General features: G+C 58.4%; 20 protein-coding genes. 10 read left to right on the forward strand and 10 right to left on the reverse strand.

Annotation, left to right across the window (positions count from 1 at the left end; genetic code table 11):
* Positions 1-20 precede the first annotated feature (20 nt).
* Positions 21-905 carry a VOC family protein gene (locus D3Y57_RS15240; protein WP_121153941.1) on the reverse strand — a complete coding sequence of 295 codons (885 nt, stop codon included), beginning with the start codon at positions 903-905 and terminating at the stop codon, positions 21-23.
* 153 nt (positions 906-1,058) lie between these two features.
* On the opposite strand from D3Y57_RS15240, the gene D3Y57_RS15245 reads away from it, so the two are divergent.
* Both D3Y57_RS15245 and D3Y57_RS15250 read left to right on the forward strand, forming a co-directional pair.
* Complete coding sequence (locus tag D3Y57_RS15245; RefSeq protein WP_121153943.1) at positions 1,059-2,207, forward strand: LLM class flavin-dependent oxidoreductase; 1,149 nt, start codon at positions 1,059-1,061, stop codon at positions 2,205-2,207.
* Positions 2,204-2,977 carry an SDR family NAD(P)-dependent oxidoreductase gene (locus D3Y57_RS15250; RefSeq protein ID WP_121153945.1) on the forward strand — a complete coding sequence of 258 codons (774 nt, stop codon included), beginning with the start codon at positions 2,204-2,206 and terminating at the stop codon, positions 2,975-2,977. Before D3Y57_RS15245 ends, D3Y57_RS15250 begins: the two co-directional genes overlap by 4 nt.
* A gap of 2 nt (positions 2,978-2,979) precedes the next feature.
* Here the strand turns inward: D3Y57_RS15250 and D3Y57_RS15255 are convergent, their stop codons facing one another.
* Complete coding sequence (locus D3Y57_RS15255) at positions 2,980-4,134, reverse strand: helix-turn-helix transcriptional regulator (RefSeq protein WP_121153947.1); 1,155 nt, start codon at positions 4,132-4,134, stop codon at positions 2,980-2,982.
* A 14-nt stretch (positions 4,135-4,148) separates the two neighbouring features.
* Here D3Y57_RS15255 and D3Y57_RS15260 point away from each other — a divergent pair, with 14 nt between their 5' ends.
* The gene (locus D3Y57_RS15260) at positions 4,149-5,060 is read left to right on the forward strand and encodes an alpha/beta hydrolase (protein ID WP_121153949.1); all 912 of its coding nucleotides are present in this window, start codon (positions 4,149-4,151) and stop codon (positions 5,058-5,060) included.
* Positions 5,061-5,066: 6 nt separating this feature from the next.
* On the opposite strand, the gene D3Y57_RS15265 is transcribed toward D3Y57_RS15260, so the two are convergent.
* On the reverse strand, positions 5,067-6,758 hold the full coding sequence (locus D3Y57_RS15265) for an FAD-dependent oxidoreductase (RefSeq protein WP_239025879.1): 1,692 nt from the start codon (positions 6,756-6,758) through the stop codon (positions 5,067-5,069).
* A gap of 147 nt (positions 6,759-6,905) precedes the next feature.
* Entirely contained in the window at positions 6,906-7,898 is a 993-nt protein-coding gene (locus D3Y57_RS15270) for a Dabb family protein (RefSeq protein ID WP_239025880.1), read from the reverse strand.
* Between the two features lie 261 nt (positions 7,899-8,159).
* On the opposite strand from D3Y57_RS15270, the gene D3Y57_RS15280 reads away from it, so the two are divergent.
* The 6 genes from D3Y57_RS15280 to D3Y57_RS15305 all read left to right on the forward strand — a co-directional run bounded on the left by D3Y57_RS15280 (position 8,160) and on the right by D3Y57_RS15305 (position 14,789).
* Positions 8,160-8,996, forward strand: a complete 837-nt coding sequence (locus D3Y57_RS15280; RefSeq protein ID WP_121153955.1) for an SDR family NAD(P)-dependent oxidoreductase — start codon at positions 8,160-8,162, stop codon at positions 8,994-8,996.
* Positions 8,997-9,169: 173 nt separating this feature from the next.
* Positions 9,170-9,919: a Rossmann-fold NAD(P)-binding domain-containing protein gene (locus D3Y57_RS15285; RefSeq protein ID WP_347400391.1), complete on the forward strand. Its 750-nt coding sequence runs from the start codon at positions 9,170-9,172 to the stop codon at positions 9,917-9,919.
* Positions 9,920-9,927: 8 nt separating this feature from the next.
* Positions 9,928-10,716, forward strand: a complete 789-nt coding sequence (locus D3Y57_RS15290) for an SDR family NAD(P)-dependent oxidoreductase (protein WP_239025881.1) — start codon at positions 9,928-9,930, stop codon at positions 10,714-10,716.
* The gene (locus D3Y57_RS15295; protein WP_239025882.1) at positions 10,706-11,446 is read left to right on the forward strand and encodes a TetR/AcrR family transcriptional regulator; all 741 of its coding nucleotides are present in this window, start codon (positions 10,706-10,708) and stop codon (positions 11,444-11,446) included. Before D3Y57_RS15290 ends, D3Y57_RS15295 begins: the two co-directional genes overlap by 11 nt.
* A gap of 48 nt (positions 11,447-11,494) precedes the next feature.
* Positions 11,495-12,724 carry a cytochrome P450 gene (locus D3Y57_RS15300; protein WP_121153959.1) on the forward strand — a complete coding sequence of 410 codons (1,230 nt, stop codon included), beginning with the start codon at positions 11,495-11,497 and terminating at the stop codon, positions 12,722-12,724.
* 316 nt (positions 12,725-13,040) lie between these two features.
* Positions 13,041-14,789 (forward strand): N-acyl-D-amino-acid deacylase family protein, encoded by a 1,749-nt coding sequence (locus D3Y57_RS15305; protein WP_121156032.1) that lies wholly within the window; start codon positions 13,041-13,043, stop codon positions 14,787-14,789.
* 147 nt (positions 14,790-14,936) lie between these two features.
* On the opposite strand, the gene D3Y57_RS15310 is transcribed toward D3Y57_RS15305, so the two are convergent.
* Positions 14,937-15,830: a hypothetical protein gene (locus D3Y57_RS15310; RefSeq protein WP_121153961.1), complete on the reverse strand. Its 894-nt coding sequence runs from the start codon at positions 15,828-15,830 to the stop codon at positions 14,937-14,939.
* Positions 15,831-16,010: 180 nt separating this feature from the next.
* On the opposite strand from D3Y57_RS15310, the gene D3Y57_RS15315 reads away from it, so the two are divergent.
* On the forward strand, positions 16,011-16,460 hold the full coding sequence (locus D3Y57_RS15315) for a nuclear transport factor 2 family protein (protein ID WP_121153963.1): 450 nt from the start codon (positions 16,011-16,013) through the stop codon (positions 16,458-16,460).
* Here D3Y57_RS15315 and D3Y57_RS15320 read toward each other — a convergent pair.
* From D3Y57_RS15320 to D3Y57_RS15335, 5 genes are all read right to left on the reverse strand, one after another.
* Positions 16,457-17,215: an SDR family NAD(P)-dependent oxidoreductase gene (locus D3Y57_RS15320; RefSeq protein ID WP_121153965.1), complete on the reverse strand. Its 759-nt coding sequence runs from the start codon at positions 17,213-17,215 to the stop codon at positions 16,457-16,459. The two genes, D3Y57_RS15315 and D3Y57_RS15320, sit on opposite strands and share 4 nt — an antisense overlap.
* On the reverse strand, positions 17,212-18,126 hold the full coding sequence (locus tag D3Y57_RS15325; RefSeq protein WP_121153967.1) for an SDR family NAD(P)-dependent oxidoreductase: 915 nt from the start codon (positions 18,124-18,126) through the stop codon (positions 17,212-17,214). The genes D3Y57_RS15320 and D3Y57_RS15325 overlap by 4 nt, the downstream gene beginning before the upstream one ends.
* Positions 18,123-18,902 (reverse strand): TonB-dependent receptor domain-containing protein, encoded by a 780-nt coding sequence (locus D3Y57_RS21420; RefSeq protein WP_347400392.1) that lies wholly within the window; start codon positions 18,900-18,902, stop codon positions 18,123-18,125. Before D3Y57_RS21420 ends, D3Y57_RS15325 begins: the two co-directional genes overlap by 4 nt.
* A gap of 32 nt (positions 18,903-18,934) precedes the next feature.
* Positions 18,935-20,539, reverse strand: a complete 1,605-nt coding sequence (locus tag D3Y57_RS15330) for a TonB-dependent receptor (protein ID WP_347400393.1) — start codon at positions 20,537-20,539, stop codon at positions 18,935-18,937.
* Positions 20,540-20,936: 397 nt separating this feature from the next.
* The gene (locus D3Y57_RS15335; protein ID WP_121156034.1) at positions 20,937-21,680 is read right to left on the reverse strand and encodes a helix-turn-helix domain-containing protein; all 744 of its coding nucleotides are present in this window, start codon (positions 21,678-21,680) and stop codon (positions 20,937-20,939) included.
* Positions 21,681-21,784: the final 104 nt, after the last annotated feature.

The following is a 21,784-nucleotide window of genomic DNA, read 5'->3' on the forward strand; positions in this document are numbered from 1 at the left end:
AACAGACGGTGCTCCCGCTCTTAGGCGGGCACCATCGTCGTTCGCATCAGTTCGATCCGGACGCCGTCTGGATCTGCGCCATGCTGAAGCTCTATTGTGGGCAGCGTCACATGGGCTTCCTCGACGAAATGGCCACCCCGTGCCGTGAGCGCTGCAATCGTCGCATCAGGATCATCATCCCAGAAGGCAAGGTGCGTTAGCCCTAGTTGATTAAGAGCGCGGCGTTGGCGTGAGCCAAACGAGGCAGGTTCAAACACTTTCAACAACTCGATCACATTGCCCTCTGCGTCGCGCATCATCTGAGCGCGCAGCTTGATACCGGGCACTTCGTTGACGGTCGCGAGCCACTCATAGCCTTGGTCGAGAACGTAATTTTCGACAGGCTCGAAGCCGAGAGCACTGTAATAAAACATCGCCTGATCGATGTCTTCGATGCAGATGCCACTATGCGAGAAGCGCGCTGGCACGCCTTCGCTATGCATCAATTCGATCCGCACACCATCGGGGTCGGTGCAATAGAGCATCGTCGTGCGTCCCTCCGCATAATGCGCGCGGGTATCCGCGTGGACTGCGCCACCCGCAGCCGCAATGCGAGCGGCTGCCTTGTCGATATCCTCTACATAGAATGACAGGTGGACCAAGCCGTATTGCAGGGTCGAACGGCGCGTGCGGTCGCCGAAACCGACAGGCTGGAGAAAGTGCAGCAATTCGATCATCGGACCGTCCGGGTGACGCAGCATCTTGCAGCGCACGCGCACATCGGAAAGCTGCATGGTGCGCGCCATTTCCGGGCCTTCGATTACGCCGTAATCCAGATGATCCCCGAAATCGAGCGCATCGCGGTAGAAGCGTTCGGATGCATCGAGATCACTTACGCAGATTCCACGATGGGACAGGCGCACCATTTTATTCTCCCTTATTGTGCGGTCGACGCCGCATCATCATCATGCAGCGTCGGGTTTGTTAGCGCATAGTCCAAACAGACGATGCAACCGGAAGAATACGGCCCTAGCCAAAAGTGGAAACTGCGATCCAACGCGGACCAAGGAGAGTAATCCATGAAATTCTCGATCATCTATGAAGCCCAGATGGCCGACCCATCGCCTGCCTCAGAGGTTGCGTGCTTCAACGAGATCGTTGACCAGGTGATTCTGGCCGAAGAAATGGGCTTCGACACTGTATGGGCGGTCGAACACACTGCGCTGACGCAATATGCGCACATGTCTGCCCCTGAAACTTTCCTGGCTTATATTGCCGGGCGTACCACGCGGATCGGCATTGGCCACGGTGTCGTTTGTTTGCCGCCAGCGATGAACCATCCCGTTAAGGTTGCCGAACGGATTGCCACACTGGATATTCTGTCGGGCGGACGGGTGCATTTCGGAATGGGCAAGGGCGGCACCCAGCAAGAGGCCGGTACGTTTGGCTATGACCTTTCGACACTACAACCGATGATTGATGAATCGATGTACCTGATCCCAAAGATCATGACGCAGGACGAGATCGAACACGACGGCGAATATATCAAGATTCCCCGTCGTCCGATCCACCCCAAGCCGCTGCAAAAGCCGCATCCGCCACTTTATTATGCATGCACGCGCGAAGCGACGCTCGAACTTGCGGGTCGGCGCGGGATTGGCGCTTTGGTGCTTGGTTTCTCTGGACCGGAAGAGATCGCGCGCAAGAACGAAGTCTATCGCGAGAACTTCCGCAATCGGAAGATCGAGGATCAGGTTGGCATCGTGCCGACAGAACATCTTGCCGCTTTCTGTGCAGCTTGCGTGTTGGACGACCGCGACGAAGCCCGTCGCATCGGCCTGCGTGGTCAGCGTTTCTTTGCAGAGGCTATTGCCCATTGGTATCAGGGTGGCCCGAAGCCAAGCACTGTCGATCTTTCGGCTGAGGAGCAGGAAGCTGCGCTGAATAAGGGCAAGGAAGCGATCGTTACCTATCTTTCGGAAGAAAAGATCACACTCGGTGACGAGCATACCAGCAACTACGCTGTGGCGCAGGATGCCTATGGGAATGCGGACGATTGCATCCGTTACGTGACGCGACTGCAAGAAGCCGGTGCTGACGAAGTGTTGTTCCTTCTTCAAATGGGGACCATTCCCCATTCGTCGATCATGGAAACCATCCGGAATATCGGCACAAAGGTTATTCCGCACTTTCGAAATCAGGTGCCTACGGCGCTTGCTGCCGAATGAGCGGGCAGGGGAGAGAGGGCGCAGTTGCCCTCGTCACGGGCGGCGGTTCGGGCATTGGTCGAGCCGCCAGCCAGCGGCTTGCCGCGGACGGTGCTGCGGTCGTCGTCGCGGACTTGAACGGCGACAGCGCCGCGCGGACAGTCGCCCTTATCGAAGCGGCTGGCGGGCGCGCGCTGGCGGTGGTGGCAAATATCGCGGCAGAGGCGGACAATATCCATATGTTCGATGAGGCGGAGCGTACTTTCGGTGGTGTCGATATGGCATTTTTGAACGCCGGGACGCTCCAGCCCTATATCCCGCTGAACGAGGTGAGTGTCGAACTGTTCGACCGGATCATCAGCGTGAACCTGCGCGGTACTTTCCTTGGCGTGCAACAGGCCCTTACGCGGTTACGGCCGGGCGGCGCGTGCGTGGTGACTGCATCTGCGGCTGGACTGATCGGCTTTGCAGAGGCCGCCGCCTACGCGACCTCCAAACACGGCCTGATCGGTCTGGTAAAATCATCTGCGGCTGCGTTCGCGGCACGTTCGTTGCGGATCAACGCGATCTGTCCCGGCATGGTGCTTACGCCAATGAACGGTCTGGAAGGCAGCGAGGCGATCGAGGATCCGGATAAACTCGATTATCCCGATTATCGCGGCGGTCTTTCCGCCCAGCAGGTTGCCGAAGTCGCGATCTTTTTGATGAGTCGACGTGCGGCCGGCTTGAATGGTCAGGCTCAACTCGTCGATGCGGCGCTGCTTTCATCCTTTCCACCGCTGGCGGGCTGATCTCAGTCCGCTGGCCTAGTCAGCCCCGGAAGGCTGTGATGGACGAGGTGAACCAACTGGGACTGGCGCTTCACCCCGGTTTTGTTGAAGATCGCGCGAAGGTGTGCGCGCACCGTATTGGGGGAAATGCCGTGGTGGGCGGCAACGTCGGCCAGGGACAGGCCGCTGGCAATATTGGCGGCAATGCCGGCTTCGCTTTGGGTAAGGCCGAGCAAATCCCTGAGTGCATCCGCCGAGATTCGGGGCGATCGCACCGGATCGTTCAGGAACAAAACCGTCGCGGGTCCGCCACCGGCCACGAGGTAGTCGGGTGCGTTGGCGCTCCCCGCGATCAGCAGCAGGTCGCCGTGGCCGGATGGCCGTGGAATGCGCAACGTCAGCAAGCCAGCATCGTCGGTGTGCAGGAGCCGCGCGTGCAATTGCCGGGCAAGCTCGTTGTCATCGATCCGGATCGTGGCATTACGCAGCGCAATTCCATCGCATTCAGCCAAAATCTCGGACGCGCGCGCGTTCAATCGGATGACCTTGCCCCGCCAGTCCAGAATCACCACGCCCACCGCCATCTGCGCGACTGCGCCCGCATAGATACCGCGCTCGGTTTCCCCGGTCGCAAGTCTATCGAACAGTTTGAGAGCGGTCCGCAGATGGGGCACGAGTTGCTCCAGACGCTGATAATCAGAAGGTTCGAATGGGGGCTGGTCTGCCGCACGCGTGAGCCGCAGGCGCAGTTCCAGACCGCCTGCCTCGCGGATATCGAGACCCAGCACTTCGTCGCTGCTCGTCTGCGACAGAAATTCGCGATAGGCGACGTTGCGGTCAAGAGCTGCGGCCGAAACGAATTCGCGGAAATGCGACACCTTTCCCTCGGGCAATCCGGTGAAAGGATCGTTCGCGAAAAGCCGCCGGGTGTAATCCAGGCCGATGCCGGGATCAGCACCCGGAGTCAGTATCATGCCGGGCTGATCGCCCGCTCGCGGCGTGAGGATAAGCGTAGCCCACGCTGCCGATGCAGCAGTCGCAAGGCGCTCAAGGAAAGCGGACCAGGGCGCATCGTCGAGAAGGCTCGCGAACAGCGCGACAACGACATCGTCCGCATCCGCATAATGAGCCGAACCGATCGCGGTGGCATCTACGGATTCTGATAAATGACCAATCACAGGGAGAGTATAGGATGATCGACCCGGTTTTGCAGCAGATGATCGCTGCGATGGCTGCCAGCGGATTTGCGCTGCCTGACCCGCTTGAGGCGACGGCCATGCGCGCTGTCATGGACAATCCATTCCCCGGCGCACCTATCCCCATCGCAGAGGTGCGGGATGTGGAAATTGCAGGGAGTGCTGGCCCGATCGCGGCGCGGCTCTACCATCCCGCCCCGGGTGAGGTGCGACCGGTAGCCATTTTGTTGCACGGTGGCGGATGGGTTCTCGGCACGCTGGAGACGCATGATGCACTTGCCCGTGTGCTGGTGCGCGATGGGGGGTGTGCAGTGCTGTCGCTCGACTATCGTTTGGCGCCCGAACACCCTTTCCCGGCTGCGATCGACGATGTACTGGCCGCCATCGGAGCGTTGCCGGCCTACGCGGAGCAATTTGGCATTCGTGCGGATCGCTATGCCGTGGTCGGTGACAGTGCCGGCGGAAATCTCGCTGCGGTGGCCGCGTTGTTGCTTGCCGGGAAGCCGAACGCGCCCTCTGGGCAAGTGTTGTTCTACCCCGTTGTGGATCGCGATTTCGAGAATGCTTCCTATCGTGCCAATCCCGAAGACAGTTTTCTGACAACCGGCATGATGCGGTTCTTCTGGGATCAGTATCTCGGCAAATCCCCGCTTGATCACCGTTCTGCTCCGTTGCGCGCAGCTTCGCTTGCGGGAGTGGCACCTGCAACCGTAATCTTGGCAGGGAACGACCCTCTTCATGATGAGGGTTTTGACTATGCCGTCGCGCTCCGAGCTGCCGGAGTGCCCACTGATCTGCACGACTTCTCCGGCGGTATCCACGGTTTCGCCAGCTTCTTCGGCGTTGCACCGATTTCGGATCAGGCGATTGCGATCGCGGTGGCGGCGCTCCGGCGATACCTGTCCTGAGATCACTCAGACAGGTTCGTTGATACGACAGGCGTCGGTGGCGGCAAGGAAACCGAACGTCATGGCTGGCCCAAGCGTCGCACCGGCACCGGGATAGGAATAACCCATGACGGAGGCGGCAAGGTTGCCAACCGCATAGAGACCCTGGATCGTGCCGCCATCCTCGCGCAACACACGCCCGCGTCCGTCGGTAACAAGGCCGCCATTCGTGCCGATATCGCCCAGATGAAGCGGGATCGCATAGAATGGTGCCTTTGCGACGGCACCGAGCGAGGGATTGGGGCTGACTCGTGGATCACCGTAGAGCCGGTCATAGGCACTGTCTCCGCGACCGAAATCTTCGTCCTTGCCCTTTGCGACCATTCCGTTGAAACGCGTGATCGTGGCTTCGAGGGTTACCGTATCCAGCCCGGTGCCCTTCGCCAGATCAGCAACGGTCGAGCCCTTCACCAGCACCTTTCGTACTGATGCAGGTAATAGCGCATCGGGAATGCCGGGGATGACCGGTCCTGCGGGATAGCTGTTGCGATAGCGAGAATCGAAGATCAGCCAGCTCGGATTGGTTTCAGCTCCGGGAGCGTGGGGCGCTTTCATCACCTCGCCGAAGCGATGGTAGGAGAGTGCCTCATTGGCGTAACGCTTGGCTGATTGATCGACAATCAGCGAGTAGGGGAGCGCGCGTTCCACAGTCGACAGACGAGCGCGATCTTCACCCGGAATGCGGAACATCGGTGCCCACCATGCCGAGTCCATGTTGCGTGTAGCAGCGCCCAGAGTCAGCGTTGCCAACAGAGCATCGCCACGATTGTTGACCTGCGATCCGCTGGCGACCGGATCGTGGGCGGCGGCCAGATGCTCTGCACGAAGCGCCGCGTTGCGTTCGAACCCACCGGCGGCAAGAATCACGCCCTTGCGTGCGCCGATCCGCAATTCGCGTCCTTCGTGTTGCACCACGGCACCTTCGACACGTCCGTCGGTTTCGATTAGCGAGACGAACGGGCTGTTCAGCCAAACCGGGGTACCCGTGCGGTCCACCGCGCTGCGCAGACGACCGAGCAGGGCAGTTCCCAGCGTTAGCCGCCGATCGCGCGGACTACGCAGTCGTTGTGGGAAGTCGAGCCAATATCCGGCAAGTGCTTTTCCGATCGTTTTCCACCAGCCCTTGGGACGGAACAGCGCAATGTGCGTTTCCGCAAGCACCCAGTTGATGCGACCCCACAGGCTCGCCGCCGGGGAGGCGCGCTGCATCGTATCGAAGGCCGCCTGATCCATCTTCCGCGCATCAAAGGCGGTCGGTATCAAGTGGGTGCGATATCCCTCCCGGCTTCCCGCCACTTCCGGATAGTAATCCGGATAGGGCAGCGCTGCATATTGGACGTCGGCTTCCTGTTCGACCCAAGCAAGCATCCGATGTGCGTTATCGACAAAGGCGTGAATCTGGTCGTCGGCGACGTTATCCGCAGTCAGCGCGCGGACATAGCGGAATGCCTCGCCCAGATCGTCGGGATGGCCCGCCTGTTCGGCAAGATGGCTGCCGGGAATCCAGATGCCTCCACCCGATGTCGCAGAGGTTCCGCCCCACATCGCGCCCTTTTCCACCACCAGTACATCGGCACCAGCACGGGCGGCCCGGAGTGCCGCGACGAGTGCTCCTGCTCCGGAACCGACCACCAGAACATCTACTTGCTTGTCGAACACAATGCCTCTCCCAATCTTCGCTCTTTTTCTAAATGCGAATTATATTGCCAGTCTAGCGACGCAAAGCGTCAGGGACTAGGGTGACAGTCCGGAAAATTGCGTGAAACTTCGGACGGCTTGCCGGAGCGATTTTCGGAATGCGGCATGTCAGCCATGAAGAACGTGCGTTTCGATCGCGCAAAACGTATGGACAAGCAGCGGATCGACAAGATGTTCAGGGTATTCGGGATCGAACCAGCGTTCCGCCCGCGCCCAGTGGGCCGGGTGGCGCATATACGCACCGTTCAGACCGTCGAGGTTGGAATATTCCTGTTCCCATACGTGGGTCCAGGGTCGCAGGCCATCGGCGTCCCGCGTCGTGGACAGTTGCCAGCGCCCGATGGTCCTGACGTACGCTGCCAGTGCCGCAGTATCCTCTGCGAAGGATTGCAGGCGTTCGGCGTCGGGGCGGACATTGGCGCAAAACAGCGCGATGCGGTAAAGGCCGGGCGCCTGGGTTCGCTCCCCGGACATGCCGCCTGCGAAGGTTGCGTGGTCGAGTTGTGTGACGATGGCTTTGTCCGCCAACAATGTTGCAGCAGGCTTCCAAGCGTCACTCGATAACGCTGCGTCGCACGCTGCTGCATCGGCAAAGGTCGCCCGCCAAATCGCATCGCCGCCATTATAAACATTTGGCAAGGTAGGAGCGAACATACTGCCAAGCAGGTTTGGCAAGCCAGCGGTCGCGGTTGCAATCACGTCCATCGCTTCGGCCCGCCGGGCAGGGGCGAATGTTGGAATGAACAGCGCGCTAAACATCGGCAAGGCTTTCCAGCACATTGGCGTTGGCAAGAGTGGATCGTCGTCGAGAGAGGATGAAGGCCGGTGCCTCAACCTCCCACCAATGCAGCACATCGCCATCGCCGCGCGCCATATGTTTGGCCCCCATGTCGCATCGACATTCGGCATTGCCCAGATGAGCAGAATCCGGTTTGGCGCGTCGTCGAGCCACATCGCGGGTTCTACCATGCGATGGGTTAGCGTCATCCCACGGGCGGTCGCGCCGGGTACATATTGCGTCATATAGGCGTCGAGAAACGCTTTCCCCTGTCCGGGGCGTGTGGTGATTTCGTCGATAACCCAGATCGAATCCGCGATCATGTGTCGTGCACCTTCCCCATTGAGTCGTCCTTCAGTGCTTCGTTTCGACTTAACTCTGTGGGCATTCTGCAGTCTTTTCCGATCAAACGCCACCAGGTATCATTCGCATCATTTTATGCTTTAATAAAACGCAAAAGCAAATTCTAACTATTGAGAAATGCGTATTTGCGTTAAACATGGCTTGAATGATCGCGACGTGCGTCTTAACCTCCAAAGCCTGAGACGCGCTTTCCAAAGTGTGCGGTACGAGGGAGTGGCAGGATGTTCGACTTTGCAGACAAGACGGTACTTGTTACCGGAGGCGGGGCGGGAATTGGCCGTGCAACGGTGGATGCGTTCGGTCGCGCCGGAGCTTCGGTCGTTGTGGTTGAGATTGATGCCGATAGGGCAGAGTCCACACGCGTGGCACTAAAGAGTGCGGGCGTAGAGTCGTTGATCGTGATCGGGGATGTCACGGATGCAGGCGTTGTCGCCGATCTGGCCGCACAGATCGAAGCGCGGTTTTCCGGGCTCGATATTCTCGTCAACAACGTCGGCGATTTTCTGATGCTGGCCAAGCCTTTTGAAACATTGAGCGACGATGAAATAGAGCGGCTCTACGCAACTAATCTTCGACAGGTCTTTTCGGTCACCAAGGCAATGATCCCGTTGTTGCGGCGTAACGGCGCAGGGAGCAGCATCGTCAGCGTTTCGTCGATTGAGGGATATCGCGGTATCCCTAATTGCGCGGTCTATGCGGCGTGCAAGGCGGCCCTGACCGGGTTTACCAAAAGCCTTGCGCTGGAACTAGGGCCGGTCGGTATTCGCATCAACCTGATCGCGCCGGAAACGACCGATACGCCGCAGGTGCCGGTTTCATTGATGATACCGCCTGAATATCGCGACAACGTCAAGCGGTGGACACCGCTCGGTCGGTTCGGGACAGGGGAGGACATGGCCGGTGGGATACTCTTCCTCGCTAGCCCTCATGCGGCCTGGGTTACTGGCACCACCCTCCATGTGGACGGCGGCGCGCTTGCTGCGGCTGGTTGGTATCGTGATGCGAACGACGTCTGGACAAATATGCCGGTTACGACCGGCAATGGTCTGAATCTTTAAAAGGAACCTGAAAGCATGAAGATTATCGTAGTCGGCGGAGCCGGCATGATCGGTGGCCGCGCAGCCCTCCATCTTAAAGCAAAAGGTCACGAGGTAACGATTGCCGGTCGGAACGCGCCTGCGGCTGGCACCCCCTCGGCGATCTGCCGTTCGAGCGGATCGATTATGTCGCAATGGATTTCGACCGTGCGACACTTGCTGGTTTCGATGCGCTCGTCTTTGCGGCGGGTAACGATGTTCGCCACCAGCCACAGGATGTCGGTGATGATTATTGGCATGAGGCCAATTCGATCGGGGTTCCGCGTTTCTTCGAAGCGGCAAAGGCCGCTGGCATAAAGCGTGCGGTGAACGTTGGCAGTTTCTATCCTCAGGCTGCGCCAAAGCTGGTCGCCAACAACGCCTATGTCCGTTCGCGCAAGGCTTCTGATGAGGGTGTTGCGGCGTTGGCTGGCGGCAATTTCGTGGCGATGAGCATCAATGCGCCGTTCGTCGTGGGCGCGGTGCCGGGCCTCGTCATCCCGATGTTCGCTGCTTACACTCAATATGCCGAGGGCAAGTTTGCGCCGATGCCGGAATTTGCGCCGCCGGGTGGGACCAATTTCATCTCGACTCAGTCGCTGGCAGAGGCGATCGAGGGTGGCCTTGAGCGTGGCGCTGCGGGCGCGTCCTATCTGGTCGGCGACCAGAACATGACGTTCCAGAACTATTTCGGCGCATTTTTCGAAGCGGTCGGTCGTAACAAGCCGCCGGTTTTGGATCAGGAGCATCCGATGCTGCCTGATTCAGCCATTTTCTTCGGGCGAGGCAACACGCTGTATTACGATGTCGATCCAGAGGTCGAAAAGTTACTCGCCTTCCGCCGGGATGATGTGGTGCCCGCGATCGAAGAAATCGTCGGTCAATATCGGAGCGCGTCATCATAGCGGGGCCATTGTCAGGGCGGGTTGCGGTCGTCACCGGCGGCGCTGACGGGATTGGCCGTGGCATTGTCCGTCGCCTGGCAGCTGATGGTGCAAGAGTATTGCTTGCCGATATCGATGCGGAGCGGGGTCGTGAAGCTGCTGCCGAAGCAGAGCGCGACGCGGACGTGGCCGTTGTATTTCACCAAGTCGATGTGACGGATCGTGCTGCTGTGGAGCGAATGATCGCGGTGGCGAACGAACGTTTCGGTGCGGTCGATATTCTGGTCAATAATGCATGGTCGGGCACGACCCTGAAACGCATCGAATATAAGACTGACGCGGAAATGCTTCACGGCATGACCATGGCAATGTCGGCAGCACTATGGGCCATGCAGGCGGCGTTTCCAGCAATGAAGGCGCGGGGATGGGGGCGAATCGTCAACATCGGTTCGCTGAACGGTGTTAACGCTCATATCGGATCGGCCGAATATAATGTCTGCAAGGAGGCACTTCGCGCGCTTAGCCGTACTGCTGCACGTGAGTGGGCAGGTCACGGGATAACCTGTAACATTGTTTGCCCAGCGTCGATCAGCGCTGCTTATCGACGGTTTCGAGATGCGAATCCGGAAACGGCAGCGATAATGGCAGCGCAGAACCCGATGGGACGCATGGGCGATCCCGATGCCGACATTGCGCCTGTCGTTGCCTTTCTGGCGAGCGAGGGCAGTCGCTACCTGACCGGCAACACATTGTTCGTCGACGGTGGCGCGCATATCAATGGCGTGGCCTGGGCACCAGAACTGCCTGATGGGCCGTGATCTTCGCTTGATTGCGACGGCGGCTTGGGGAACAGACGATGTCGTGACTATCATGCCCCCTCTCAATCCGGCGACAATCCCCTCTCGCGTTGTCGGCCGACCGCGACGACTGACCCTCGATGGTTTGCTGGATGCGGCGATCGAAGGTGGGCTGGCCGACCTTAATATGAAGGAGCTTGCCGGGCGTCTCGGCGTCGGCATCGCGACGCTGTATCGCTACGTCGAAAATCGCGACACGCTCGTTCGGCTGGCGACGGGCCGGCAGGCGGGACGACGGGCTCCGCCGGATGCAGGGCAGGACTGGGCGGATCTGGCGCGCGCCTTTGCCGATACGCTTTTCGCTTCGCTGGGCGGTAATGCGCAACTCGTAATCGGATTTATCGAGGCGCAATGGGGCATCGCGGTCGAAATGGAATTCGTCGACGCGTTTCTGGGTGCAATGACCGTGCGTGGATTCGATGATGAGGAGGCGATGTATCTCTATCGCCAAATTGGTCAGGTGTGCATCGGCGCGGCGGCTGTGAAAGGTCATTTCAGTGCGCTCGCCAGCCGTGATACCGATCAGGGGCAAGAACTCGACCGTGCGTTGCTCGCTTGGGAATCCGATGAATTGCCGAATCTTCGCGCCGCGGCGCAGGCCTATTCGGATCAGGTGGCACCCTGCGATATCGGTCCCGCTATCGACGCGATTCTGCGAGACACGGCGCGACGTCGTGGTGAAATTGGGTAGTTTCGCAATAGGTTTCGATATATACGTTCCGAAACTAAGGAGCGGAATATGGCTGAAGCCGATACCCTGCCGGAACGTGCTGATGGCCGATGCCCTGTAACCGGTGCCGATAATCGGCGGACGGCTCCTCCAGGTGGAGCGTTCAGTCCTGATGTCGAGCAGGATGGCGCTGGTGTCTGGCACGTCCGCAGTTTTGCCGCTGCACGGAAGTTGCTCCGCTCCGATGCCACGAGACAGGCTGGTTTCAAGGCCGAGCTTATCGAGAAACTGCCCCAACGCGGCAAGACGCCGATCTTGTTTTTGGAGGGCACGATCCACCATGAACAGCGACGCCTGACGGCACCATTCTTCACCCCAAAAACCGTGAGTGCGCGTTATCGCGAACTGATGGCGACGCTGGCCGACAGCATCATCGGGCGCTTCGTATCGGCTGGCCGGGCCGATCTTAGCGTCATCGGAATGGAAATGGCCGTCGGCATTGCAGCGGAGGTTGTCGGACTTACCGACAGCCTGACACCCGGCCTCGATCGGCGCATCAATGCATTCTTTGCGGGAGGACTTGGCGATGCGAGAACTCCCGCTGCGCGCTGGTGGCAAGCTTTTGTTGCCCAAGCACGGCTGCTGCGTTTCTATCTGCTGGACGTCAGGCCTAGCATCCGTGCACGTCGCCGCAATCCCCGCGAAGACGTCATCTCGCATCTGTTGAACCAGGGTTATCGCGATTCGGAGATACTGACCGAGTGTATCACTTACGCTGCGGCTGGCATGGTGACGACGCGCGAATTCATCACAGTGTGCGCCTGGCATATGCTCGATGATCCGGCGCTTGAGACACATTACCGCGCCGCCGACGAACCCGCCCGACATGCTCTACTGGAAGAGATACTGCGACTGGAGCCAGTGGTCGGCACGCTGTTCCGTCGCACAACCCAGTCGGTCACTATCGACGATGGCGTTCCAATTCCCAAGGGTGCACTTGTCGCGGTCGACCTTCGTGCGGTGAATGCGGATGCTTCGGTCGCTGGGGACGATCCGTTGACCGTTCGTGCTGACCGATGCCCCGCAGGGCGTGCAGGGGCGTCGGTAATGGGGTTCGGCGACGGGCATCATCGCTGCCCCGGATCGTTTCTTGCCATCCAGGAAACCGACATGTTCCTCATGCGGCTCCTTGCGGTACCCGGTCTGCGTCTCGAAAAGCCACCTACGGTAAGCTGGAACGATCTTGTTACCGGGTATGAATTGCGCACCTGTATTCTGGTGTGCGATCAATCGTCCTAAGAGGCTCTCGACCAACGCTCAGGTGCAGTCGTGGTGGACGGCTATCGAACCGCGTCCTAATCCGCAAAGCGGTGATATTTCAATAAGAAGACTTAGCTTGCGCGAGATATTTCGAATTCTACTGCGCAACGGCCAGATTCACCTTGCGCCGACAATTTCGGAACGATAGCATCAAAACAAGGTTCCGATGCTGAAAGGCGTGGCGGTACTGCGGCGACTGCCGATGGATAACCATAACGCACGGACGGCGTTTACGCCGGACACGATGCAGGCTTCGGCCAGAGGGATAATTACCTCAATTTTTGGAGAAGATGCTATGTCAGACATGCTCATTCGCGGCGGCACGGTGGTGGACGGAACGGGGGCCAAGCCTTTTGCCGCCGATGTCCGCATTGCTGGCGACACGATTGCCGAAATCGGCCGAAACCTCTCACCGCGTGCCGGTGAGGAAGTGATCGATGCAACCGGCTGCCACGTGACGCCGGGCTTTATCGAAAGCCATACTCACTATGATGCAACGATGTGGTGGCAGCCGGATCTTGACCCGCTGCCGGGCAATGGCGCTACCACTGTTATTCTGGGGAACTGTGGGTTCACCGCCGCGCCACTTTCGAAAGACAAGGCCGCGCAACTGGAGATGATCAAGATATTCTCGTTCTTCGAGGATATCCCATTGAAGCCGTTCCTGCAGCATGTGCCGTGGGACTGGGAAACATGGGCCGAATATAAGGAATCGATGGCAAAGAACGTCCATCTGCCGACCAACTATTCGGCATTCGTAGGCCATATCGCACTGCGGATGGCAGCGATGGGCCTTGAAGCATGGGATCGCGCGGCGACTCCCAAGGAAGTCGAACTTATGGCCGAAATGCTTGAGGGAGCGCTATCGGCGGGCGCGCTGGGCATGTCGGACAATCTTCACGATCACGACGGTGACAATCGCCCGATCCCGACATTGCTGGCGGATGACGCGGAATTCGAAGCACTGTTCGAAGTGATGCAGCGTCATCCGGGCACCACGTACCAGGTTATCGTCGATACGTTCATGCGGATGCGCGGGCCAGCCGACCTTGAACGGCTCGAACGGCTCACGAAGGGGCGGAACATCCGTATGCAGGTTGCTGGCGCGATACCGACGCTGGGTTTCCAGAAAGAGATGCTCGCTCAGATGAAGCCGCGGGTCGAGCGGATGCAGGCCGAGGGCGTCGATATCTGGCCGGGCTTTGCGCACGTCTCGCCAACGAGCACGCTCAGCTTGATCAAGTCGCTGATCTTTGCACAGTCCAATGATTATGTCTGGCATGAGGTTGTGCTGGCGGAAACGCACGAAGAGAAAGCGCAAATGCTTAGCGATGCCGACTGGCGAGCGCGGGCGCGAGAAAGCTGGGATACTCAGGCGTGGCCGCATTCCCCGATGAACAATCCTAAGGATTTGTTCCTGCGAGATTCCGAGAATGGGGCTGGTCCAGTCGGAATTACATTACACGAATTCGCAGAAAGCCGCGGACTGCATCGTTCCGACGCAATGGCGCAATGGATCGTGGAGAACGGTACGAAATCGACCGTTCACATGGCTCCTTTTCCCAAGGATGAGGAACTGACGATCCAGTTGATGAAGGACGAAAAATCGGTCGGCAATATTTCGGATGCCGGCGCGCATCTTCAGATGCTTTGTGGCGGCGGCGAGAATATCCTGCTCTTCACTAAATATGTGAAGGAGGGACTTTTGACCCTCGAGCAGGCAGTGCATGTCAAGACTGGCAAGCTCGCCAACTTTTTCGGCCTGCATGAAACCGGCGAACTGAAAGTTGGCAAGCGTGCCGACGTTGTGGTCTTCAACCTCGATGAAGTGAAATATCGCGACATGGAGAAGCGCTACGACGTTCCCGATGGCGAAGGCGGCACGACTTGGCGCTTCACTCGTCAGGCTGCTCCTATGCGGCGAACGATCGTCAATGGCGTGACGACATTTGACGGGACTGCGTACACGGGCGCGACCCCAGGTGAATATATGGCTCCCACTGCGAAAGCCGATGCGGAGCGAATCCTCGAAGCCGCTGAATAAGCGGAACTACAAAGGGAAGGGTCGGTCGAAAGACCGGCCCTTTTTTGTGTGCTTCGATCGGCTTTTGTGATCGCCAAGCGACCGGGCAAACAAGAAAGGCCGGAGGCGCTGAGCCCCGGCCTTTTTAAAGCCACTTAGACGTTGCTGCTATTCGGCAGCGGCAGCCATCGTGTTTTGGTCGTTGGCATGGCGTGGATCTTCGCTGACTGCGGTCGTCCATTTCCAATGCCCCGATACCGGTGCGCTGGTGATGCCGAACTTCTCGCGGATATCCGTAACCTGCCAATCGAGATAATCGCGATATGGGATCAGGAAAAGCGGATGCTTCCAAGCTCGACCCTGAACCGCACCAATGTCCTCGGCGTTGAGTTCTTCGGCAAAAGCTTCTGGATAGAACAGGCCACTTTTGAGCGTGGTCTTCGCCTTCAGATATGCGCTGACCCGATTGAAGAACGCTGCGAGTTCCGGCTTGAAATAGCCATAGAGTGCGCGGGCATTCGCCGCGAGCAGGGCAATCTCGCCACAGTGATCGGTTTCAAAGCCTGTGATCATGTGTTCGATGTCGTGAGTGTGCGTCCGCTCCTTCATGTAGAAGTCGAAGTCGCTCTTGATTTCCATCCCTTGATAGAAATGATCCATATTATAGCCGCTGTTAACGACGAAATCATAGATGACGGCGCGCAGCGTTCCGGGTTTTGCGTTCGAAAGTTCTTCCGACGAAAAGAGCGAAACCTTGCGGCCATCCAGCCATGCCTTGAATTCCGGCAGGCGCGCTTTTTCTTCCTCGAACAACTGGAAGATGCGCGGCCAGTCTTCCAGCTCCATCAGGATCTTGACGACGTTGGGGATATAGGCGGTGTTCGGTAAATCCGCGCCGTTACGCCGCAGCATTTCCTGAGCGATTAGCTCACGAAGCTCGGGATGGTTGAGATAGGGTGACGAGCTGATCAGCGTCGAACTCTCAGTCGTAAACTTGGGGCCAGAGCCGTTGTAATAGGCAAAGTCCGCTTCGCTTACGCGCGAAGAAATATCATCATTCATGGGTACTCTCCCGGGTTTCGACGTTCGGCCCGGTCGATTCGGTTTTCACCTTCGCCGCCAGTGCCTCGCCAGTTTCGGAAACTACATCCGAAATTCGGTTGGAGCAAGCATAATGCTAGTTCGTGATGGTTTGCGTATCGCGGATGCACTACTGATACGCAGAACATCTGGAGGACACTGATGCCCACACGGGAAGATGACAGGCTGGTAATCACCAATCAACTCGGTCGGTTTGCGCGAGTGCTCGATACGCGGGACTGGAGCGCGGTAACCGACGTCTTTGCCGACAATGTCGCGTTCAATTATGGTGACGGGCAAGAGCAGGCCGGGATAGAGGCGATGCGTGCGCAATTCAGTCGCTTCCTCGATGTGTGCGGACCGTCGCAGCACTTGATCGGTAGCATCATGATCGAGCTGGACGGAGATGGCGCGACCAGCCGATGCTATGTTCAGGCTCGGCATCAGGGTCGCGGAAACAAGGCCGACCGCTTTTTGGACACCAATGGCGAATATATCGATCGCTGGGCCCGCGAAGCACGCGGCTGGCGGATTGTTAGGCGCGATGCTCACTGGGCAATGCACATTGGCGATTATTCGGTCATTGTCGCGGAGCCGAACGCCATCGCTTAAGGCCGTATCGAAGCGCCACCGTCCACCGCGATCGTCTGTCCGGTGATCCATTCGCCGTCTGCGGAGAACAGCATCGCGACCATCGCTGCGATGTCCGCACTCTCGCCCAATCGCCAGCTTCGATGTGCGGCCAGCACGCGGTCGATAAAGTCGGGTGCCAGATTATCGCGGATTTGCGCTGTCAGCACCATGCCGGGCGCGATGGAATTGGCACGAACGCCCTCTTTGCCCCAGCGGCTGGCGACGTGGCGCATCAGTGCGTTCACCGCAGCTTTTGTCATTGCATAGGCGACGCGTTCGGGTTCGCCCATATGTGCTGCCGATGAGCTGGTATAGACGATGGCACCGCGGTTTTCGATCAGGTGCGGTAATGCGTGGCGTGTGCACGAAAGATAGCCCCGCATATTTACAGCGACAGTGCGATCGAACGTGTCCAGGGAAATCGTCAGGGCGTCACCATCATCGCGGATCGCGCCCATATCGGCAGCGTTGGCGTGCATGAAGTCGACGCGTCCAAAGCGCTCATGGGCCGCCTTTACCAGCGATGCTACGGAGTCATCGTTGGATTGGTCATAGCCCATGGCTGATGCCTGGCCGCCCTGTGCAATGACCTCGCTTACAACCTCTTCCGCTGGTGCGACCGATAGATCGCCCAGCATGACCGCGCAGCCTTCTGCCGCAAGGCGCATTGCAGTCTCGGCACCGATTCCGCCGCCGCCCGCGACAACCGCGACTTTTCCTGCGAGACGTCTCATTGAGTTACCGCCGTGTCGATCGCAGGATGCGACCAGGCCGGTGGTATTGCGGCAGGCATCGTCTCGCGGCCGTCCAGAGTCTTGACCGCCAATGCGTGCGTAGCGGGCCAGTGCATACTGTAAGCAATCTGACCGGTTCGCTCTGAAGCGGGCAGGTGGCACATCGCCAGAACCGTTTCCGCCAGATATGCGACATCCTCGGTCGGATAGTCCTCGGGGATCAGTGCCGATGCGCCGGGAGTGCGGATTGCCGTCGATGGCGCAACCACATTGACCGCTATGTTGGCGTCCAAAAGTTCTGCGGCGAGCCCTTGGGAAAAACGGTTCAGTGCAGCTTTGGTCGCGGCATAGACAGTGTCACCGCCGGCTCGCGCATAATCTGGATAGGGGCGAATCGGAGAAAGCGCGGTGACCGATCCGATGTTGACGATCCAGCCTGCGCCGGATGCGCGCATTGCCGGCACACTTGCCTGAGCCAGCGCGAATGGCACCTGTATGTAATGAAGAACTGTGCGACCGAACGTGTCGGCGGGCATATCCTCGACGCGCGCATAATCGGCGAACCCGGCGTTATTGACGAGGATATCGAGGCGACCGGCAATTTCGATTGCACGAGGCACGAGCATTGCGAGTGCGTTCGCATCCTCCAGATCAGCGGGAAGTGAAATTGCGGTGCCGCCGGCCTTGACGATCAGCGCGACCGTTTCATCCAGCGTGCCTGCGACATGTTCTGTTTTCCCAAAACGTTGTTGGGGAGCCGGGCTTCCTTGCGAGCGGGCTGTAACGACCACGGTAGCTCCGGCCGCCGCCAGCCGCTGGGCAATCGCCCGACCGATACCGCGACTGGCACCGGTGACGAGCGCGACCTTGCCGTCGAGGCGCGGCGACGGAGTCGCCGCGCCATCACTCAAAACACGATCCCGAGTTCGACACCGTAAGTGCGACCGCGTTCATATGTGCCGACCAACGACAGCACCGGAGCACCGAATGCGACATATTGCTTGTTCAGCAGGTTTTGTCCGAACGCAGAGAGCGATGCCTTTGCTCCGCCGACCATCATGTCGGCCAGGCCAAGGCGGCCATCGACTAGCCAATAACCGGGGCGATGGTTGTAATCCTCCAACACATTCTGGCCTGTCACGACGTTCTGGATCGGAGTCGATGTGAGATAATAGGCGCTGCGATAACGCCCCTCGATTCTTCCGAATACGTGGCTGCCATTGCTGAAATCGGGAGCATCATATTGTACGGACGCCCGGCCAGTCCATTTGGACGTGTACGGCGTACGCGCGATATCGGCGATGTCGATCCCATTCAATATAAAGCTCTTGTAACGTAAATCGGCATATCCAACGTTGCCGCTCAGTACCAAACCACGAACTGGCGTTACATCGGCTTCGACCTCAAATCCGCGAATGTCGGCTTTGCCCGCATTGTCGAAGAACTGACGACCGTTGATGAAGTTCTGGGTCTGCAGATCCTTGTAATCACTGTAGAAAGCAGCGGTATTCAGGCGAATGCGATTGTTGAGAAATTGCGCTTTGATGCCGACTTCGTAAGAAACCAGTGTTTCCGGTTTATAGGGAATTCCGCTCAGAATGCCGCCTGCGACATAACCACTGGCTATTTTGGCATAGCTCGTAATTTGCTGGGTTGGTCGATAGGTGACGATCCCGGTGTAGTTCAATTTCGAGAAACTGGCCTTGTAGTCGCCAATACCTAGCTGTCCGCCCTGTCCCCCGAGACGCTGTAAATTACGAGTTCGCGATCATCGATCGTGTAACGAAGGCCGCCGGTAATATCGAGCTTGTCAGTGACGTGGAGCGTTCCTTGCGCATAGCCTGCCATCGAGTTGTTAATCGAGAGCGTACGCGTAACCCCGCTTCCGAACACCGCGTCCAATGGGCTTGGCACGACCACGCCGCCGGGGACGGGCTCGAGGATGCCCAGGATGTCGGTAGCCGGTGAGTTCTCGTGGAAATAAAATGCACCGGCCGTCAGATCATATGCGTCTTCGCTAAGCTGGAACTGGACCTCCTGGCTGATCTGCCACTGGCGGGTCGATCGCGCCGTCAACAGCGAGAAGAAAGAATCGTTTGGCCCCGGTATGTTTGCCGGGCTGAAGAGCAATGCACCCTTTTGTGCGGCAGGAATTGTAGGATCAAGGAATGTGCCGAGTTGCCCGAAGGAAAACCGGAGTCCCCCCGTCGAGGCAAGATCATAGATATTCGGATCCTGCTTGAACTTGCGATAGGCGGTGATGCTCTTGACCGTAAATGCATCGGATGCATGCAGCGTCAATGACAGGCTGTGGCCCTGCGTAACGACATGCTCGACGCTCGTCGCATTCGCGACCGTTGTCAGCCTGTCGGACGAGAGATTGGTGGTCCCGCCGAGGAGCGGTTGCAGACTTACGATTGGTTGAAGGATCTGTCCCGATTGATCCGGTATGACGCCAAAGCTTTGCATCGCGCGGCCAACTGTTCGGGAGTCGGTGTAGTCGAAGCGATAATCCGCTACGAGATTGCCAAACTCGCCACGCACAGCCAGTTGGCCACCATCAATGTTACGACCTCCAAGCTTGTTCGCAAAGGTCTGCGTCCCGAATGAAGGGTCGCGAAGGCTGAGATTGATCGTCTGGCCCCCAATCGAATTATTATAATCGCCCGCGATCTGATCGTGGAGGTAGGAAACCTTGAACGAGAAAGGCCCCAACTGTGGCAGATCGATTGTTACCTTGCCGCGCAACGCCTTGGAATTGCCGTAGGATACGGTGCCGCGGACGCCGAATTCACCCGTTGGCGGTGCTGAAATCAGGCTGATCGCGCCGCTGGTGGCATTGCGACCGAACAATGTTCCTTGCGGCCCGCGCAGGACTTCGACCCGCTGGATGTCCGCAAGGTCGAAGATCGAGCCGGTGGTGCGGCCGATGTATACTCCGTCCAGATAAATGCCGACCTTTGGATCGACGGCGTTGTTCGAAACGCCCGACGCGATGCCGCGGATCGAGATAGAGGGGTTAGACTGAAGACCCTGGGTGGCGATTTGCAAACTCGGGGCAAGGCCTGCGAGATTCTTCACGTTGGTCACGCGAAGAAGGTCGATTTGTTCCGAACCGATCGCCGTTACCGCGACGGGGACTTTTTGCAGGCTTTCCTCACGCCGTTGTGCCGTAACCACGATTTCCGCGAGACTATCACTGCTCAATGCAGACTCTCGCGCAGCCGCTGGGGCTTGCGCCTGATCCGAGGTCGTAACCTGTGCGTGAGCTGCACTTGTCGCCAAAATCGATACGCCAGCCATTGCCAAAAATTTGAGTTGCATATTCACCCCTCCCGGTGGTTTTTGATAAAAATCCAAGCGATCGACGACATTTCGTCTAATTGAACGGATGCGGTTCTATGGGTGCTCAGGCACCGTAGAATTTACAGATAATGGTCATCGCCGAGGAGGCTTGACCGTGCGTTCTGCACGGAGCCGGGCACGTCGGCAGGCTGCTTTCATTGCAATCCCTCTCCCTGCGGGTTCTCCACTTGCGCGAAGTTCCTTGTTCGTTTCTACGCAAGTAGCGAAGAAATCTATGTGCAAACAGCTAAACCAAATTGAATAGCCGTCAAGTGCAAACGAATGCTGCTACAATTTCGTTTATTATCACCCGCCTAGGCTTGCCCATCATGGCGGAAAGCCGTCGCTTTTTAACGTGCTGCCCGACTGGGCGACTTCAGATCAAAGGTTTGAGCGATCGCGCGACCGCAAGGACGGCAAACCATTCGCCAGGCAACGCAGCATTGCGCTGGTCCTCGCGGGAAATGGCGCGCAACTCGCCCCGCAATTGTTCGATTCGATCGCGAATGCGTGCAATGCCGATGGGGGACAGTTTTACCATTTCCGATCCGAAAATCGTGTCGGGATCGCCGTAGTCGAGGGAGAAGAACAACTGCTTCAGGTTGCGTTCGAAATGTTGCCGCATGGGCGCACGCTGCCAACTGTAAGTAGGGTCCAGTCGTGCGCGGATCCGGCCGCCCGACAGGCGATCGATCAACGCCAGCCGTTCCAGTTTTATGATCGCATTCTCCACGACGTCGCTTGGTATGTGAAAAGCTTCGACTGCTTCGGAAGGGGGCCAGCCGTTGACGATCAGGATAAAAATTGTCGATAGCGACGCGTCCTGTGTTAGCGCTTCCTCCTGCGCGAGCGTCAGATGATTTCGGTCCCGCGCATTGCGCCGACCATCCTGCGCCAGTTCGGCGAGGCTTGTGCCGGCAAGCGCAGTAAGTCGCGCGAGGGTTGTGAAGCCAAGGCCCCGGCCATGCAGCCATCGTTTGATCGTAGCCGTTCCGACTCCGATTTCTTCTGCGAGATTCGCTTGCGTCCATCCCGCTCTCCGCAGTGCGCGGCGCAGTCCGTCCAGCAATGCGGCGCTCTCGTCGTCCAATGGATCATCTGATGGGGTAGTGGGGATCATCTGGCGATCCATCGGGCCAAACGCGATATGACCGCCATATCGATATGGCCTAGTTTCGATAGGTGATGTTCGTTGATCGAAAATCGAGCGGCGGCGTCTATCCC

It is taken from the genome of Sphingomonas paeninsulae, assembly GCF_003660165.1.
Taxonomy (GTDB): Bacteria; Pseudomonadota; Alphaproteobacteria; order Sphingomonadales; family Sphingomonadaceae; genus Sphingomonas_O; species Sphingomonas_O paeninsulae.

Bases quoted from the DNA above. Each gene is read 5' to 3' on its own strand.
- D3Y57_RS15240 (WP_121153941.1), bottom strand. From the start codon at position 905: ATGGTGCGCCTGTCCCATCGTGGAATCTGCGTAAGTGATCTCGATGCA.
- D3Y57_RS15245 (WP_121153943.1), top strand. From the start codon at position 1,059: ATGAAATTCTCGATCATCTATGAAGCCCAGATGGCCGACCCATCGCCT.
- D3Y57_RS15250 (WP_121153945.1), top strand. From the start codon at position 2,204: ATGAGCGGGCAGGGGAGAGAGGGCGCAGTTGCCCTCGTCACGGGCGGC.
- D3Y57_RS15260 (WP_121153949.1), top strand. From the start codon at position 4,149: ATGATCGACCCGGTTTTGCAGCAGATGATCGCTGCGATGGCTGCCAGC.
- D3Y57_RS15270 (WP_239025880.1), bottom strand. From the start codon at position 7,898: ATGATCGCGGATTCGATCTGGGTTATCGACGAAATCACCACACGCCCC.
- D3Y57_RS15280 (WP_121153955.1), top strand. From the start codon at position 8,160: ATGTTCGACTTTGCAGACAAGACGGTACTTGTTACCGGAGGCGGGGCG.
- D3Y57_RS15285 (WP_347400391.1), top strand. From the start codon at position 9,170: ATGGATTTCGACCGTGCGACACTTGCTGGTTTCGATGCGCTCGTCTTT.
- D3Y57_RS15295 (WP_239025882.1), top strand. From the start codon at position 10,706: ATGGGCCGTGATCTTCGCTTGATTGCGACGGCGGCTTGGGGAACAGAC.
- D3Y57_RS15300 (WP_121153959.1), top strand. From the start codon at position 11,495: ATGGCTGAAGCCGATACCCTGCCGGAACGTGCTGATGGCCGATGCCCT.
- D3Y57_RS15305 (WP_121156032.1), top strand. From the start codon at position 13,041: ATGTCAGACATGCTCATTCGCGGCGGCACGGTGGTGGACGGAACGGGG.
- D3Y57_RS15310 (WP_121153961.1), bottom strand. From the start codon at position 15,830: ATGAATGATGATATTTCTTCGCGCGTAAGCGAAGCGGACTTTGCCTAT.
- D3Y57_RS15315 (WP_121153963.1), top strand. From the start codon at position 16,011: ATGCCCACACGGGAAGATGACAGGCTGGTAATCACCAATCAACTCGGT.
- D3Y57_RS15320 (WP_121153965.1), bottom strand. From the start codon at position 17,215: ATGAGACGTCTCGCAGGAAAAGTCGCGGTTGTCGCGGGCGGCGGCGGA.
- D3Y57_RS15330 (WP_347400393.1), bottom strand. From the start codon at position 20,539: ATGCAACTCAAATTTTTGGCAATGGCTGGCGTATCGATTTTGGCGACA.
- D3Y57_RS15335 (WP_121156034.1), bottom strand. From the start codon at position 21,680: ATGATCCCCACTACCCCATCAGATGATCCATTGGACGACGAGAGCGCC.